This window comes from Mesonia oceanica, assembly GCF_902499555.1.
Lineage (GTDB): Bacteria > Bacteroidota > Bacteroidia > Flavobacteriales > Flavobacteriaceae > Mesonia > Mesonia oceanica.
On sequence record NZ_CABVMM010000012.1, the window covers coordinates 56,608 to 71,311 of the forward strand.

Annotated in this window: 11 protein-coding genes; 3 read left to right on the top strand and 8 right to left on the bottom strand. The window is 34.7% G+C overall.

Annotated features, from left to right (window positions below):
- Nucleotides 1-3 precede the first annotated feature (3 nt).
- From FVB9532_RS14675 to FVB9532_RS14685, 3 genes are all read right to left on the bottom strand, one after another.
- Nucleotides 4-885, bottom strand: coding sequence for an alpha/beta hydrolase (locus FVB9532_RS14675; RefSeq protein ID WP_150545932.1), 882 nt, complete (start codon nucleotides 883-885; stop codon nucleotides 4-6).
- Between the two features lie 2 nt (nucleotides 886-887).
- Complete coding sequence (locus FVB9532_RS14680; protein ID WP_150545933.1) at nucleotides 888-3,203, bottom strand: glycoside hydrolase family 3 protein; 2,316 nt, start codon at nucleotides 3,201-3,203, stop codon at nucleotides 888-890.
- 63 nt (nucleotides 3,204-3,266) lie between these two features.
- Nucleotides 3,267-5,537, bottom strand: a complete 2,271-nt coding sequence (locus tag FVB9532_RS14685) for a TonB-dependent receptor (protein ID WP_150545934.1) — start codon at nucleotides 5,535-5,537, stop codon at nucleotides 3,267-3,269.
- Nucleotides 5,538-6,094: 557 nt separating this feature from the next.
- On the opposite strand from FVB9532_RS14685, the gene FVB9532_RS14690 reads away from it, so the two are divergent.
- On the top strand, nucleotides 6,095-6,847 hold the full coding sequence (locus FVB9532_RS14690) for an NUDIX hydrolase (RefSeq protein WP_150545935.1): 753 nt from the start codon (nucleotides 6,095-6,097) through the stop codon (nucleotides 6,845-6,847).
- 59 nt (nucleotides 6,848-6,906) lie between these two features.
- Here FVB9532_RS14690 and carB read toward each other — a convergent pair whose 3' ends face one another.
- Nucleotides 6,907-9,762, bottom strand: a complete 2,856-nt coding sequence (gene carB, locus FVB9532_RS14695) for a carbamoyl-phosphate synthase large subunit (RefSeq protein WP_150545936.1) — start codon at nucleotides 9,760-9,762, stop codon at nucleotides 6,907-6,909.
- A 112-nt stretch (nucleotides 9,763-9,874) separates the two neighbouring features.
- Nucleotides 9,875-10,033, bottom strand: coding sequence for a 50S ribosomal protein L34 (rpmH, locus tag FVB9532_RS14700; protein ID WP_027883745.1), 159 nt, complete (start codon nucleotides 10,031-10,033; stop codon nucleotides 9,875-9,877).
- 143 nt (nucleotides 10,034-10,176) lie between these two features.
- Between rpmH and FVB9532_RS14705 the strand changes: the two genes are divergently transcribed.
- Together FVB9532_RS14705 and FVB9532_RS14710 are read left to right on the top strand one after the other, a co-directional pair.
- Nucleotides 10,177-10,692, top strand: coding sequence for a DUF2892 domain-containing protein (locus FVB9532_RS14705; protein ID WP_150545937.1), 516 nt, complete (start codon nucleotides 10,177-10,179; stop codon nucleotides 10,690-10,692).
- 112 nt (nucleotides 10,693-10,804) lie between these two features.
- Nucleotides 10,805-11,515, top strand: a complete 711-nt coding sequence (locus FVB9532_RS14710; protein WP_194716559.1) for a TlpA family protein disulfide reductase — start codon at nucleotides 10,805-10,807, stop codon at nucleotides 11,513-11,515.
- 3 nt (nucleotides 11,516-11,518) lie between these two features.
- Here FVB9532_RS14710 and cls read toward each other — a convergent pair whose 3' ends face one another.
- Genes cls through FVB9532_RS14725 form a run of 3 tightly spaced genes read right to left on the bottom strand, consistent with a single transcriptional unit; the run spans nucleotide 11,519 to nucleotide 14,623 of the window.
- Entirely contained in the window at nucleotides 11,519-12,973 is a 1,455-nt protein-coding gene (gene cls / locus FVB9532_RS14715) for a cardiolipin synthase (protein WP_150545939.1), read from the bottom strand.
- A complete protein-coding gene (locus FVB9532_RS14720; RefSeq protein WP_150545940.1) occupies nucleotides 12,966-13,931 on the bottom strand; it encodes a lytic transglycosylase domain-containing protein in 966 nt (321 codons plus the stop codon). The genes cls and FVB9532_RS14720 overlap by 8 nt, the downstream gene beginning before the upstream one ends.
- Nucleotides 13,932-13,933: 2 nt before the next feature.
- Nucleotides 13,934-14,623 carry an alpha/beta hydrolase family protein gene (locus tag FVB9532_RS14725; RefSeq protein WP_228482361.1) on the bottom strand — a complete coding sequence of 230 codons (690 nt, stop codon included), beginning with the start codon at nucleotides 14,621-14,623 and terminating at the stop codon, nucleotides 13,934-13,936.
- Between the last annotated feature and the right edge of the window lie 81 nt (nucleotides 14,624-14,704).

Consider the following 14,704-nt stretch of genomic DNA (forward strand, 5'->3'; position numbering starts at 1 on the left):
CTATTATTTATTGAGGTATTTATATTGAGTTAACCAGTCTTCATATCGCTTATACCAAGTATCTACCGGTAAATTTTGAGTTCCCATTCCATACCCGTGACCACCTTTGGCATACATATGCAATTCTACCGGATATCCGGCTGCTAGCCATTTATTATAAAGAGCAATACTTTTTGGAGCTAGTTTTAACTGATCGTCGCTGGCGGCAGCAATAAATAATGGAATTTCTTTGGGAATATCCTGAGCCATTAAATCGTCGCTAGGTCCTCCATAAAGTGAAGCTGCGAAATTAGGAAGTGTTGCTTTACTTGTACTTCTAAGCACACTTTCTAAAGCTACAGTAGCTCCGGCAGAAAATCCAATCACTCCCACCTTGTTTTTAGCGATATTAAATTGAGCTGCATTATCTCTTACATATTTTAAAGCAGCTTGCATATCTTGCCCAGCCAATTTTTTGATTTTAACTCTTTTCGCATCAAAATCAGCGCGATCTTTTAAACTTTCCATTAATTCTTTTGCAGGAGAATCTGTTTTAGAATGCACTAAACGATATTTTAACACAAACGCAATTACCCCTTTAGAAGCTAATTCTTTAGCTAAATCGATGCCTTCCCGATTGATTGATAAGGTTTGAAAACCTCCGCCAGGAGCGATTATAATTGCTGTTCCGTTTGGAGTTTCCGGTTTAAAAACCAATAACGAAGGATCGGTCACATTATACACCACTTCAGTTTTAAATAAATCGGAAAATTTTTGTGCTTCTTCCCAATTCCAATCTTCAGAACCGGGCGCTTTTCCGTCGTAAAGTTTGATCACCTCATCTTGGGCAGATAACTGAAAAACAGCCATAAACAATCCCAAGAAAGCTATAATTTTAGTTTTCATTTTTATTGTTTTTTAAATTTTAAAGTTCTTTTATCTTTAATCACGCCATTCCAGTCTAAACCGAAACCGAAATCATATGTATTGCCTTCTGAATCTTGATACGGAATCATATCGAAAGGCACATCTTCTTGTTGCGCTTCTACCGTTTCCATATTGGCTGGCATTTGTAAAGGCAATAATCCTGAAGGTTCTTGTTTTCCCGAAACAATATCCATTACTGCCTGGGTTGAAATCCCAAAGTTGAGAACAATTCCTTGTACTTGAGATTCAAATTCACTAAAAATCATCGGTTTATTTGCTGTTACCGAAACAATAACCGGTTTATCGCCCATCAACATTTTGGTATCTTCAATGGTTCTTAAATCCATTATATTTGAAGAGGTTGACGATTTTCCTTTATAGGAACGATTGGTGATTTCTGGATCTACCACAGGATCTCCGGCAGCAATACTTTTTTCTCTGGCGGTTGTTGCGGTATAGGTTTCATATTGAAGAGAAATAGGCACATAACCATTACCGCCTTCTTTACGATCTACTTCGCTATAACCGGCTTCTTTAGTTTGTGGATTTCTCACAAAAACCAGTGCAAAATCGGCCTCTTTTGGATTATCTGTGATCTTGTAATACTTTTTGATCAATTCTAAATCTACCGGATAATCAAATGTTGCCGGAGTAGGAATACCCCACCAATCGGTTAAAATCGGCGTATAAATTTTAGGGATGTAAACGGTTTTCTTTTCTTTAATCGGCAATACCTGATCTTTATTTTTTAGCATTACGACAGATTTCACCTGCGCTTCGTAGCCAGCCTGCATAAATTCTGCATTACCAACAATTCCTTTGGTTTCTTGGATATTTAAATATGGATTTTCAAATAATCCGGTTCTAAAGATATTCTTCAGCAAACGTACCGCAGAACGTTCAAAGCGCTTACGCATATAGTCTTCTCCAAATTCTTTAACGCCCATTTGGTAAGCTTCTAAAACCGGACCTTTTTCGTTATTTCCACCAAATTGGTCTACTCCTGCTTTTAGTACTTTATAATGACGTTCAGCCACACTAAGTGCTTCAGTTCCCCAAGGTTTTCCGGCAAAAGTTCCCGGAGTTTTTCCTTCATCGGCAGTGATTAGCCAATCGGTACATACCACACCGTCGTAACCGTATTTGTCGCGAAGCAGTTCTGTAATCATATATTTACTAAAACCATTCCCTACATTCTCGTTATAAATATCATCCCGATTAAAACTAATCGTATAATAAGGCATAACGGCAGCTGCTTTTTGAGTACCTCCATCCAATTTAAAAGCACCTTCTGTAAAAGGTTTTAAATGGTCTTTAAAATTATCTCCCGGATAAACTGCAAATTTTCCCATCGCCCAGTGAGCATCACGGCCTCCTTCTTCCGGACCACCACCCGGCCAGTGCTTTACCATTGCATTTACACTTTCGTATCCCCAACCACTGTTGATTTCAGTATTTTTACCTGAAGTCTGAAATCCTTCAACATAGGCTTTCCCCATCGCTTTTACCAGTTCTGGCGATTCGCTAAATACATAAGCAATACGGTACCAGCGTGGCTCGGTTCCTAAATCTATTTGCGGAGAAAGTGCGGTAGTAATCCCTAAAGCACGATATTCTTTAGCGGCTATCTCTCCAAATTGTCTTACCAACTCTGGATCAAAGGTCGCTCCCATGGCTAAGCCATCAGGCCACAGGGAGATCGTTCCCCCTGCTCCGGCATTAAATTCTGAAGTAACTGTAGCTGTATTTCGTGGATCTGAACTATTATTGGCGGGAATTCCCAAACCTAAGCTCTCTACATAGGCCTGCACATTATTATTCCATTCAGCGGCAACTTCCGGCGATTTTACAGCAGTAAGTAAAACGTGTCGTAAATTATCATCTTTTAAAAATTGCTTTTGCTGATCTGAAATTGCTGAAGCTTTCGCTCCGCTTTCAGAAAAAGGCTTTCCGTTATAGGTTCCTGCACCAAAACCAACTTCGCGGGCAGGAATGGATTGATGTTTACTGTATAGCATTAAACCGGCAATTTGTTCAACAGACATTTTAGACGCCAGATCTTTAGCACGCTTTTCTACGGGAAGCCGCCAATCTTCATAAGAATCTAATTCTCCATTCTTATTTAAATCTTTAAAAGATTCGCCATTGTCTTTAATGATTTTAACTCCAGAATTTTTACTGTAGCCTAAAACGGTTCCTGATTTACTGGTGAGGGTTTTTATATCCTTAGCTTCTTGTGAAAATCCTATTTGGATCCCTAAAGCTAAACTTAGGAATAAACAAGTTTTTGTTTTCATAATGCTATGATTTTATAATCACCAAAAGCATCCAGGTTTGGATGCTTTTGGTGGTATTGATTTTTAAAATTTAAAGCCTACAGAAAGTTGCGCGGTAAACGGACGGATGTACGAAGCAGTTAACAATCTTCCATAATACGGTTCCGGATCTTCAATTAATTCAGCTCCATTAATGGTTCCTTTGGCACCCACTTGATTTAAGAAGTTTACTAACGTAAGACCAAAATTTAAATGATCGTTGAATTTATAATTTACACCTCCAAAATTCTCCCATCTGGGCGCGAAAGTCAATGCATTATTTATATTAGCATATTGTTCGCTGAAGTATCTAAAGCTTGCCCAAACTTTCCAATCTTTATAGGTATAACTTGGATCTAATTCTATTAAAACTTTAGAAATTTGTAATACGGTTTTATCACTAAAATCGTAGTTGTTTCCAAAAGCAGAAAAATTAAAGTCTTTATATTTTGGATCTTGTACAGTTAATAGTCCGTGAAAACTGAAACCTTTAAATGGAGTTAATACGACATCTGTAGTCCATCCTAATGTTTCGATATCATAATACGTGGTGGTTTGTTGTTGCTGGGTATCATCCTGAGGGTTTACTAGATTGAAACGCTTTAGATAATTGTTTTTAGTTAAGTAGGTAACCTGCGATACCAAGCTAATCCAATCTCCATTATAAAATATACCGGCAGCACCTAGTGGACTTTTGCTAGTAGTAGTATTTGGACTCAAAGCAGCAGAATATCTTTCTAACCTACCATTTTCCTCGGTATATTGAAAGTTGGCCAATACACCAAATTTATTGGTTAAGTTATAGGAAGCATTGACCTTTCCAGCTATATTGAACCAGTTTTTATTAATAGGTGTTTTTTCTGCATCCTGAATAGTAAAATCGATACCTCTCTGTTGTAAGGAGTATTCTCCATCAATATGATGATGTCTAAAGAATATTCCGTAATTTAATTTAAATCGGTCACTTACCTGCCAATCGTCGCTAGCATAAACCGCTAATTTGTTTTCTATACCCGTGTGAAATTCTGCACCACCATTATAGCCATAAAACCCATATTCATCTGTATTGGGACCGATTAATCGTTGTGGCTGATTCTCTACTGTTTGAAAGAAAAGAGAACGATTAGACAAATAATTATCTATATCATAATATTGCTCCAAAATACCGAGTGTTACATGGTGATCTTCTATTTTTTTATTGATGGAGAATCTTCCCATAATGGCAGTTGTAGATATTTCCGGGCTATTCATTCCTAATTGCGTACCTACAGCTCCTGTATAGGCTTCTCCGGTACTGGCAATAGTATATCCATCCTCCGCATTGGCATTAAGAATACTTAGTGGAATAATATTCAATAAGGAAGCTTTCGCTAAATGTAAACGTGTAGAATATTTAAAATTCCAGCCATTGTCCATAAGGTAATTACCAAAGATGTCTACATTATGAGAGGTGTTGGTATTGTCATTACCATCCATTGATGCCCAATAATAATCACCCCCATCAATATCTTTAAAACGTACTTTACCATCTCTTACAATATAGGAATCGCGACCAATTCTAAAATCATCTATTTCGTTGGCTTCGCCATCGGGTCCATATTCTATTACTGCATAGTTGGTGGTAGTGTAAGAATCTGCATATTTATAAGAAATATTAAATTCTCCCTTACCATCTTTAAAACGTTTGGTGATGCCCGCTCTAAAAATTTTGGTTTGGTCGGCATAATTGTTATAACCTAAATCATAGGTACTTGGATCGAAGTTTACAAATGCCCCTAAGGTATACGACCAGCCATTATCAGAAATAGGCCCTGATACATTTACATCACCTTGAAACCAACCAAAGTGACTTCCTGATAATTTCCCTTTTAATTGAAATTTTTCAGTACCGGTTTGTGTATAGGAATTAACGGCAAAACCTAAATCACCCATCGTACTGGCTAATTCATCCATTTTTAAAAGTCCGGTTCTTTGAAGACTTACACTCTGTCTCCAAGTTTTGTTAGGTAATTCTGGCCAAAAAAGATAAACTACAGGTAAATCGTTTTCGAGAATGGTGATACCTCCCACACTACCCGGTAAACCTATGTTTACATCTCTGGGACCCGAATTACTGGACGCGTTTAACATTACGTTTCTATCGCTTCCTTTTTTATCCCCTTTTAATTCTTGTTCTAAAGTAATAGAATCTTGTACCGGTAGTTTTTGCTCTTGATCTTTTTGCGCATTTACATGCTGTGCTGCAAAAAGAGAAATTCCTACGAACATTAACCGAAATGCATTTTTTGTAAATTTCATAATACTGTATTGCTTCATTTCGAAACTTTTAGTTTTAAATTCAAAAAATACCTGCATTTAATACAGGCTTATCATTAATAATTTATATGCTAGTAAAATTTATTCGTCAAAAAATTGAAAAAATAGCTACTTAATATTACATCGTTTTCGTAAACAATTTTACTTAATGCTTCAATTGAGTACAATGTTAAATAATATATTTAATGTTTCAAAATGAAACATAGTAAAATTCATGAAAAAACTTTAGAAATTTGCTTATATGACAATATAAATTTGATTTTTTACGGAGTTAATAATATTTGGTCATCTCTAGCAAATTCTACTTTTTCAATCTCAACACCACCACTTCGATTGAAGACCTAGCAGGACTAGAATCTAAATTTTGGTTCTCCATAAAAACTCATTTTTTTTCAAAAAAAATACTCGAACTGAAGAATTTTAATTTATTTAAGCGCTACAGGTATTTTAATATTTTCTTGTTTTTATCATTTTCATTAGACATTATTATATTTTACAACAAATTTTATTTTGAATTAGTTGTAAACTACCCTTATTTTTGAAACTAAATAAATGCTATGAAAAATAAATTATATAATCTATTAATAGAGGCTTCTCCACATCTGAAAAAAGAGTTTGTCCCCAGTATTTCTATTGACTGCGTTGTTTTTGGTTTTCACGATACTACCCTCAAAGTACTTTTAATAAAATTACATAACTCTGAAGCTTGGGGCCTACCGGGAGGCTATTTAAAAAAAGATGAAGATTTAGATAAAAGTGCTAATCGAATTTTAAAAGAAAGAACAGGAGCTAAAAATATATTTTTAAACCAGTTTAAAACTTACGGAAAAAAAAATAGAAGCGAATTTTTCTTTAAGGATTACCCAGACGACCTTTGGCATAAACAGCGTTTTATCTCGATTGCCTATTATGCTTTAATCGATTACAAAACAGTAACACCAATAATCGATGGTATTTCTGATGGTTGCGAATGGAAAGAAATTAGCGAATTACCTGATTTAATGATGGACCATCAACAAATTTTTGATGAAGCTTTACTTCAGTTAAGAAGAGACTTAAATTATAAACCTGTAGGTCTTAATTTGCTTCCAGAAAAATTTACGATGCCTGAATTACAAAAGCTTTACGAAATTATTTTAGATAAAAAACTGAACCGTGGTAATTTTTATCGTAAAATGACACGCTATGGAATTTTAGAAAAACTGAATGAAACCCGTAAAGGAGGAGCTCACAAAGCGCCAGATCTTTATAAATTCGATCTGGAAAAATACAATTCTGCCCTAGAAAACGGACTACAAGAAAGCTGGTAAATAGCTTATAGTATGAAATAAAAAAGGAGCTCTTATGGAGCTCCTTTTTTATTTATAATTTATCGAGTTAAATACATCTTACGTCTTGCGTAAAGCTCGTAGAAATCATCATCTTTTAAATCTTTAATAAACAAGATACTCTCTCCAGTACTCTTCATCTCCGGCCCTAATTGTTTATTCACTTTAGGGAATTTATTAAAAGAGAAAACCGGTTGTTTAATAGCGTAACCTTCCAGTTTAGGATTGAAATTAAAATCCTTCAACTTCTTATCTCCCAACATTACCTTAGTAGCATAATTTACGTAAGGCTCTCCATAAGCTTTCGCAATAAAGGGAACTGTTCTCGACGCCCTTGGATTCGCTTCAATAATGTAAACCTTGTCTTCTTTAATCGCAAACTGAATATTGATTAAACCTACCGTATCTAAAGCTAAAGCAATTTTACGGGTATGGTCTTTTATTTGCTGAAGCACTAAATCTCCCAAATTAAACGGAGGTAGCAATGCATTTGAATCTCCCGAGTGAATTCCGCAAGGTTCAATATGCTCCATAATACCAATAATGTACACATTTTCCCCATCACAAATCGCATCGGCTTCTGCTTCAATAGCACCATCTAAATAATGATCTAAAAGAAGCTTATTATTAGGTATTTTTCTTAATAAATCTACTACGTGTGCTTCTAGTTCTTTTTTATTGATGACAATCTTCATTCCTTGACCTCCTAATACGTACGAAGGTCTTACCAAAATTGGGAAGTTCAACTCATCAGCTAAAGCTAAGGCTTCATCTGCCGTTTCTGCCGTACCAAACTCAGGGTAAGGAATATCGTTATCTTGTAATAACTTTGAGAAACTTCCACGATCTTCAGCTAAATCTAAAGCTTTATAGCTGGTTCCCATAATTTTTATTCCGTAACGGTCTAACTTTTCAGCTAATTTAAGTGCGGTTTGCCCCCCTAGCTGAACAATTACTCCTTCCGGTTTTTCATGCTTGATGATATCGTAAATATGTTCCCAAAATACAGGCTCAAAATAAAGTTTATCAGCCACATCAAAATCGGTAGAAACTGTTTCCGGGTTACAGTTGATCATGATGGTCTCGTAACCTGCTTCAGAAGCAGCTAAAACTCCGTGAACACAGCAATAATCAAACTCAATTCCTTGACCAATTCGGTTAGGACCTGAACCTAAAACTACGATTTTCTTGCGATCTGAAACTACACTTTCATTTTCTACATACTTAGTTCCATCGGCATTTTCAACTTCACTTTCAAAAGTAGAATAATAATAAGGTGTTTGTGCTTCGAACTCTGCAGCACAAGTATCTACTAATTTGTAAACACGGTTAATATTTAGCTCTTCACGCTTTTTATGCACTTCACTTTCTAAACAATCTAACATATAAGCGATTTGACGATCACCATAGCCCTTTTGTTTAGCTTCTAATAAAATCTCTTTATTAATCGTATCGATGGTATATTTAGAAGAAATCTCTTTTTCTAAATGATAAAGTTCTTCATACTGCTTTAAGAACCACATATCAATTTTAGTAATTTCATGAATTCTACTCAACGGAATCCCCAATTGAATAGCATCATAAATTACAAACACACGATCCCAACTCGGGTTGGTTAATTTATCGATAATTACATCGTAATCATTATATCCTTTCCCATCTGCTCCTAATCCGTTTCTTTTAATCTCTAATGACTGAGCCGCTTTATGCAGTGCTTCTTGGAAAGAACGGCCAATTCCCATTACTTCCCCAACCGCTTTCATCTGCAGACCTAAAGTTCTGTCTGAACCTTCAAATTTATCGAAATTCCAACGCGGAATTTTTACAATTACATAATCTAAAGTAGGCTCAAATAAAGCTGAAGTTGTCTTGGTAATTTGATTGTCAAGTTCATCTAAGGTATATCCTAAAGCTAATTTTGAAGCAATTTTTGCAATGGGATATCCGGTAGCTTTTGATGCTAAGGCTGAAGAACGAGATACACGCGGATTAATTTCAATAGCAATAATATCTTCTTTATCGTCCGGACTTACGGCAAACTGTACGTTACAACCACCAGAAAAATCACCAATACTACGCATCATTTTAATGGCCATATCACGCATTTTCTGGAACGTGGTATCGCTTAAAGTCATTGCTGGAGCTACCGTAATTGAATCTCCGGTATGAATCCCCATCGGATCCATATTTTCAATGGTACAAATAATAACAACATTATCGTTTTTGTCTCGAAGAAGTTCTAGCTCATATTCTTTCCATCCCATCATTGCCTTATCAATCATTACTTCATGAATTGGCGAAACTTCAAGACCTCTACTTAACATTTCATCAAAGTCTTCTTCTTTATATACAATTCCAGCTCCTGCTCCTCCCAAAGTATAGGAAGCTCTAATCACTAAAGGAAAACCAAAATCTTGAGCGATTTCTTTTCCTCTTAGAAAAGATGTTGCTGTAGCTTGTGGTGCCATAGGAACCCCTATTTTCCCCATTAGCTCTCTAAACTGCTCTCTATCTTCTGTAATGTTAATGGCATTGATATCTACCCCAATTAACTTCACATTAAAATCTTCCCAAATACCCTTTTCATCTGCCTCTATACAAAGATTTAATGCGGTTTGTCCCCCCATTGTTGGTAAAACAGCATCAATTTGTGGATGCTCTTTTAAAATTTCGACAATCGATTTGGTCGTAAGCGGTTTTAAGTAGACATGATCTGCCATCGAGGGATCTGTCATAATCGTTGCCGGGTTAGAATTGATAAGAATAGTTTCTATACCATCTTCTCGCAACGATCTTAAAGCTTGTGTACCAGAATAATCAAACTCACAGGCCTGACCAATAATAATGGGACCGGAACCTATAATTAAAATACTTTTAAGGTCTTTGTTTTTAGGCATACTAGAAATAGGTTTATTTGTTTGGGCTTTAAAAATAAGTAGTTTTAGGATATAAAAAAAGGCGTTACGAATAAGTAACACCTTAAATATTTAAAATCACTAATTTAGCATATTAGTGTTTGTGTCTGTTTTCTGAAGATACAGAAAGTTTCTTTCTTCCTTTTGCTCTTCTTCTTGCAAGGACTTTTCTACCATTGACACTGCTCATGCGTTCTCTAAATCCGTGCTTGTTTTTTCTTTTTCTTTTTGATGGCTGAAACGTTCTTTTCATGATAAAATATCTTTAATCTTCTTAGTATCTTCGTCTTTTAAAACTGCGTGCAAATATACAATATCTTTTCACTCACACAAAAAGAAATTTAAATTATTTCTAGATTGTTTTTTATACCTTTGCCGCGGAAAAAATAAAAACCCATGTTCAATAAAAATATAAAGTTAGTTTTAGCTGTTCTATCTGTTGCCTATGCTGTTTACCAATTTACGGAGAACAATATTGGTAATGGAATTTTACTCATCCTTTTAGCGGGAATTTTTGTTTTTCTATACTTTAAAAATGAAATTATCCTGTTGGCTTTTCTTAGACTAAGAAAACAAGATTTTCCGGGAGCTAAGAGATGGCTGGATAAAATTAAAAACCCTGAGGCGGCTTTAACCACCAAACAACAAGGTTATTATAACTACTTGCATGGCTTAATGGTTTCTCAGACTAATATTAGTCAAGCGGAAAAATACTTTAAGAAAGCCATCAAATTAGGACTTTCAATGAGTCAGGATTTGGCAATGGCAAAATTAAATTTAGCAGGAATTGCCATGACCAAAAGAAGAAAACGGGAAGCTCAAATGCTTTTAAAAGAAGCTCAAAAATTAGATAAACACAATATGCTGAACGATCAAATTAGAATGATGAAGCAGCAAATGAAGAAAATCTAATTTTACTCAACTACTTAACAGTTTTATCACACCAAACAACATATCATTAACAAATCTTTTAGATTTATTGATGATTTTTGTATATTTAATATCGGCAAAGATATTTTGGTGTATGACAAAACAAATACCCATCATCTTATTTATACTTATATTTTCTTTATCACAAGCACAGAATAGTGTTGATAAAGACAAAACTTTTTTTTCTGAAGCAATAAGTTTAAATATTAACGATTATAACAAAAAAACAAATAAAGCCTACCGTTATAAGAAAACAGAGAGGGCTCAATTCTTATTCGATTCTCTTGTCAAACATTGCTTGGTGGGAACCTATATAGATAACTTCAGTATTAATTGCATTGGTAAGAATAAAAACTGTTTCAACGATTACCAAAAACCCATTTTCTTATTAACCTATGCTTCTTGGTGCGTGCCCGGAAAAGGGGAAATTCCAGCATTTAATGAAATAGCTAAAAAATATAGGAATGAAATTGACTTTATCGTTTTATTCTGGGATAAAAAGCATCAAGTGAAAAAAGTTGCGCGTGAATACAACAATGCTATTGACATTGTTTATGTGGATGAATTAGATAACCGCGATTCTTTTATTATTAGAACGATGAAACATTCATTAGGATTCCCTACTACTTTTTACATTGGTTCTGATAAACAAATTTTGAATATCAATAGAACGGTAATTCTCCCCTACGATACACCTTACGAAAAATCTTACACGTATAATTACCAAAATGTTGCTGAAGGCGTTTCTCAGATTTTAGACCACGAAGAAAAATTGCTAGGTCAAACTGTGTTCACCATTAAATAGAAATTAAAGCAATGGTGCCCAAAGCCTACTGAAAGACTCTTTTACTTTTTCTACAAATGGTCTTTCTTCCCATTCTTTTATATCTACCTTTTCGCAATGCTCTGTATCTTCTTCAAATATTTCTTTCATTTTAGTACTAATTACTTCATTATAAATTAAAGCAGTGATTTCGAAATTAATTTCAAAACTTCTATAATCCATATTAGAAGTGCCTATCGTTGAAAGCAAACCATCTACCACCATTGTTTTGGCATGCACCATTCCTTTACAATAATGGTAGACTTTTATACCTGATTCTAATAATTCTAAAATGTAAGAGTTAGTTGCATATTTTGCTGCCCAAGAATCTCCTTCTTTCGGGATTAGAATTTCAATATCAACTCCTCTTCTGCTTGCTGTTTTTAAAGCAGTAAGCATTTGGTCGTTCGGAATAAAGTAAGGGGTTGTAATCCTGATATAATCTTCGGCTCCGTTAATGGCTGTGAAAATTGCTTCCATGATGTGCGGATAATCAGAATCTGGTCCGCTGGCTGCAATTTGTACCGGAATCTCACCACATTTTTCTACTTCAGGGAAAAATTCATCATTGATTTCTATTTCTTTTCCAGAGACAAAATTCCAATTCAATAAAAAATGGGTCTGAATCGATTTTACCACATTTCCTTTCAATCTGGTATGTGTATCACGCCAATAACCGGTCTTGTTAGGATTCACGTATTCATCTGAAACATTTACTCCACCCACATAACCTATAACCCCATCGATTATCACGATTTTACGGTGATTTCTGTAATTGAGTTTTCTGGTAAGATTAGGGAACCAAACCGGCATAAAAGGAAAAATTTCGATCCCAGCATTTTTCATTTTTTTAATGCTTTTATTGCTTATGCCGCTAGCTACATAATCATAGTTTACCCGAACAGCAATCCCTTCTTTAGATTTTTTAATAAGAGCTTCTATAAATTTCGAGCCAATTTTATCATCATTGAACATATAATATTCTACATGAATATGATTTTTTGCTTGCTCTAAATCTTTAAATAGTGATTCAAATTTCTTTTCACCATTAATTAAAATTTCAACATCATTCCCAAAAACCAGAGGTTTACGTTGATTATTTTGAAGCAGTTTTACAACATTCACTTTATTCTTTAAAAAATCTGCTTCATAGTTATCTAACCGGTAATCATTCAATATTAATTTTTTCTCCCATCTTTTTACAGTCTCATTATCAAAGACCTTTTTACGCTTAAACATTTTATCTTTTCGGTATTCCTGACCAAAAAAATAGTAAACCAAAAGGCCTAAAAAAGGCAAAACGACCAATGCCAAAATATAAGACACGGTCGTTATGGGATTTCTGTTATTAAGAATTATAAATATTGCTGTACCTATTGCAATAATATAATTAATGATAATTAAGGTAAAAAATATATTATTCTGTACAAATTCAATCATTAGGTTGGTACGTGTAAGTTCCTTTTTCAGGAATTTTAATTTCGTACAACTTACGAGATTTATTGTTAAGATGAGCTTCTCTTAACCAAGGATTATGAATTTTTAAGATTTTATAATTAATGCCAAAATCTTTTGCAAATCTCGCGAAGTCAGTAACAGCAGTATCTACCGAAATATTTCTAGTTTGAATAGGTTTATATAAATGCTTTTCTTCAAAATTAAAACCGTATTTAGCAGGATGGTTTAATACTTCTTTAATGGCTAATATCCTAAAGACATAACGCTCGGTTTCGCTTCCTAAAAGCAAATCGTAATAATCGGTTACACCTTGGCGTTCCTGCTGTTTTTCTATACCATATTTCCCAGCATTATAAGAAGCTGCCGCCAGCGTCCATGTTCCAAAACGTTCTTTTGCTTCTTTTAAATATTCACAGGCAACTTGGGTAGATTTCTCTATATTATAACGCTCATCTACATTACTATTTACTTCCAAACCATGCTCTTCACCCGTGGCTTCCATAATTTGCCAGAAACCCGTCGCTCCGGCGGGAGAGACAATCTGTGTTAAGCCACTTTCCGCCACTGCTAAATACTTAAAATCTTCTGGAATTCCGTTTTTCTTAAGAATAGGTTCTATAATAGGAAAGTATTTATGAGCGCGCTTAATTAATAACAACCCGTTAGATTGCCAATAGGTATTTACCAGTAATTCACGGTCCATTCTTTCGTAGATATCGGGATTTTCTACCGGAACATGTTCTCCTGCAAAATTTAAGTTCTCAGGTAGCGATAAAGCATAAACATTGTAATCTTTTACAGCTTTTTCTTTATCGGGATCGGCTTTGGCAGCTACAGCATTTGTTCCTTTAGTTTGGGTTATTGAACTTACTGCCTGTATACCTAATCCGGCAATTGCGATAGCTCCAACTACCACTAATGTATTTTTAACGTTCTTCATCTTCAATCTTTTTTAATAGTATTTTTTTCTTCTGCTAATTTGCCTTCTTCAATTAAAGAAGGTAAATGTTTATTAAACCAACGAAAGCGATTAATAATCATAATATGTGTACCTCCTTCAAGAATTATGCAATTTTCAATATTTTTAATAGGAAAAACAACATCTTTATCTCCGTGAATATGTATAGTACCTTTTAAAGGTTCTTCCTGATCCCAGCAAACCATTTGCTCAATGGCCCAATCTAAATACTCTTTATCACTTACCGAAAGGTATTGCTTGTATAAATGTGCCCGTTTTTTGGTGAACTCACCAACAGGTAAATTTTCTAAATCTCCTATCCTACCGGCCAAACTAGTAGGTAAAATTTTATAAAGTCCAGTTTTCCTAGCCATTTTCATCCTTGCCGGCAACTCGTGTTTAGATTTTACGGTTGAAACTAAAATTAACCTTTTTACTGGAATTAATTTTGCCATTTCCTGGACAATCACTCCACCAAAAGAAACTCCTATTAAAACGGGATGAGGATGTATTACATCTTCCAGCATTCTCGTTATATAAGAATGCATACATTCATTTTTATAAGGAATCTTCCACTTGAGCCAATGAATGGTATATTGATCATCCGGTAACTGTATGTATTCAAAAATGGAGGGATTTGCCGCCATTCCCGGCATAAAGTAAACGTGAGTCATAGAAGTGCTTCTCATGATTTAACAGCTATCTAACAGTAAAACTGACTAAAAAAATCTAAATTTACTAATGTTTACAGATTG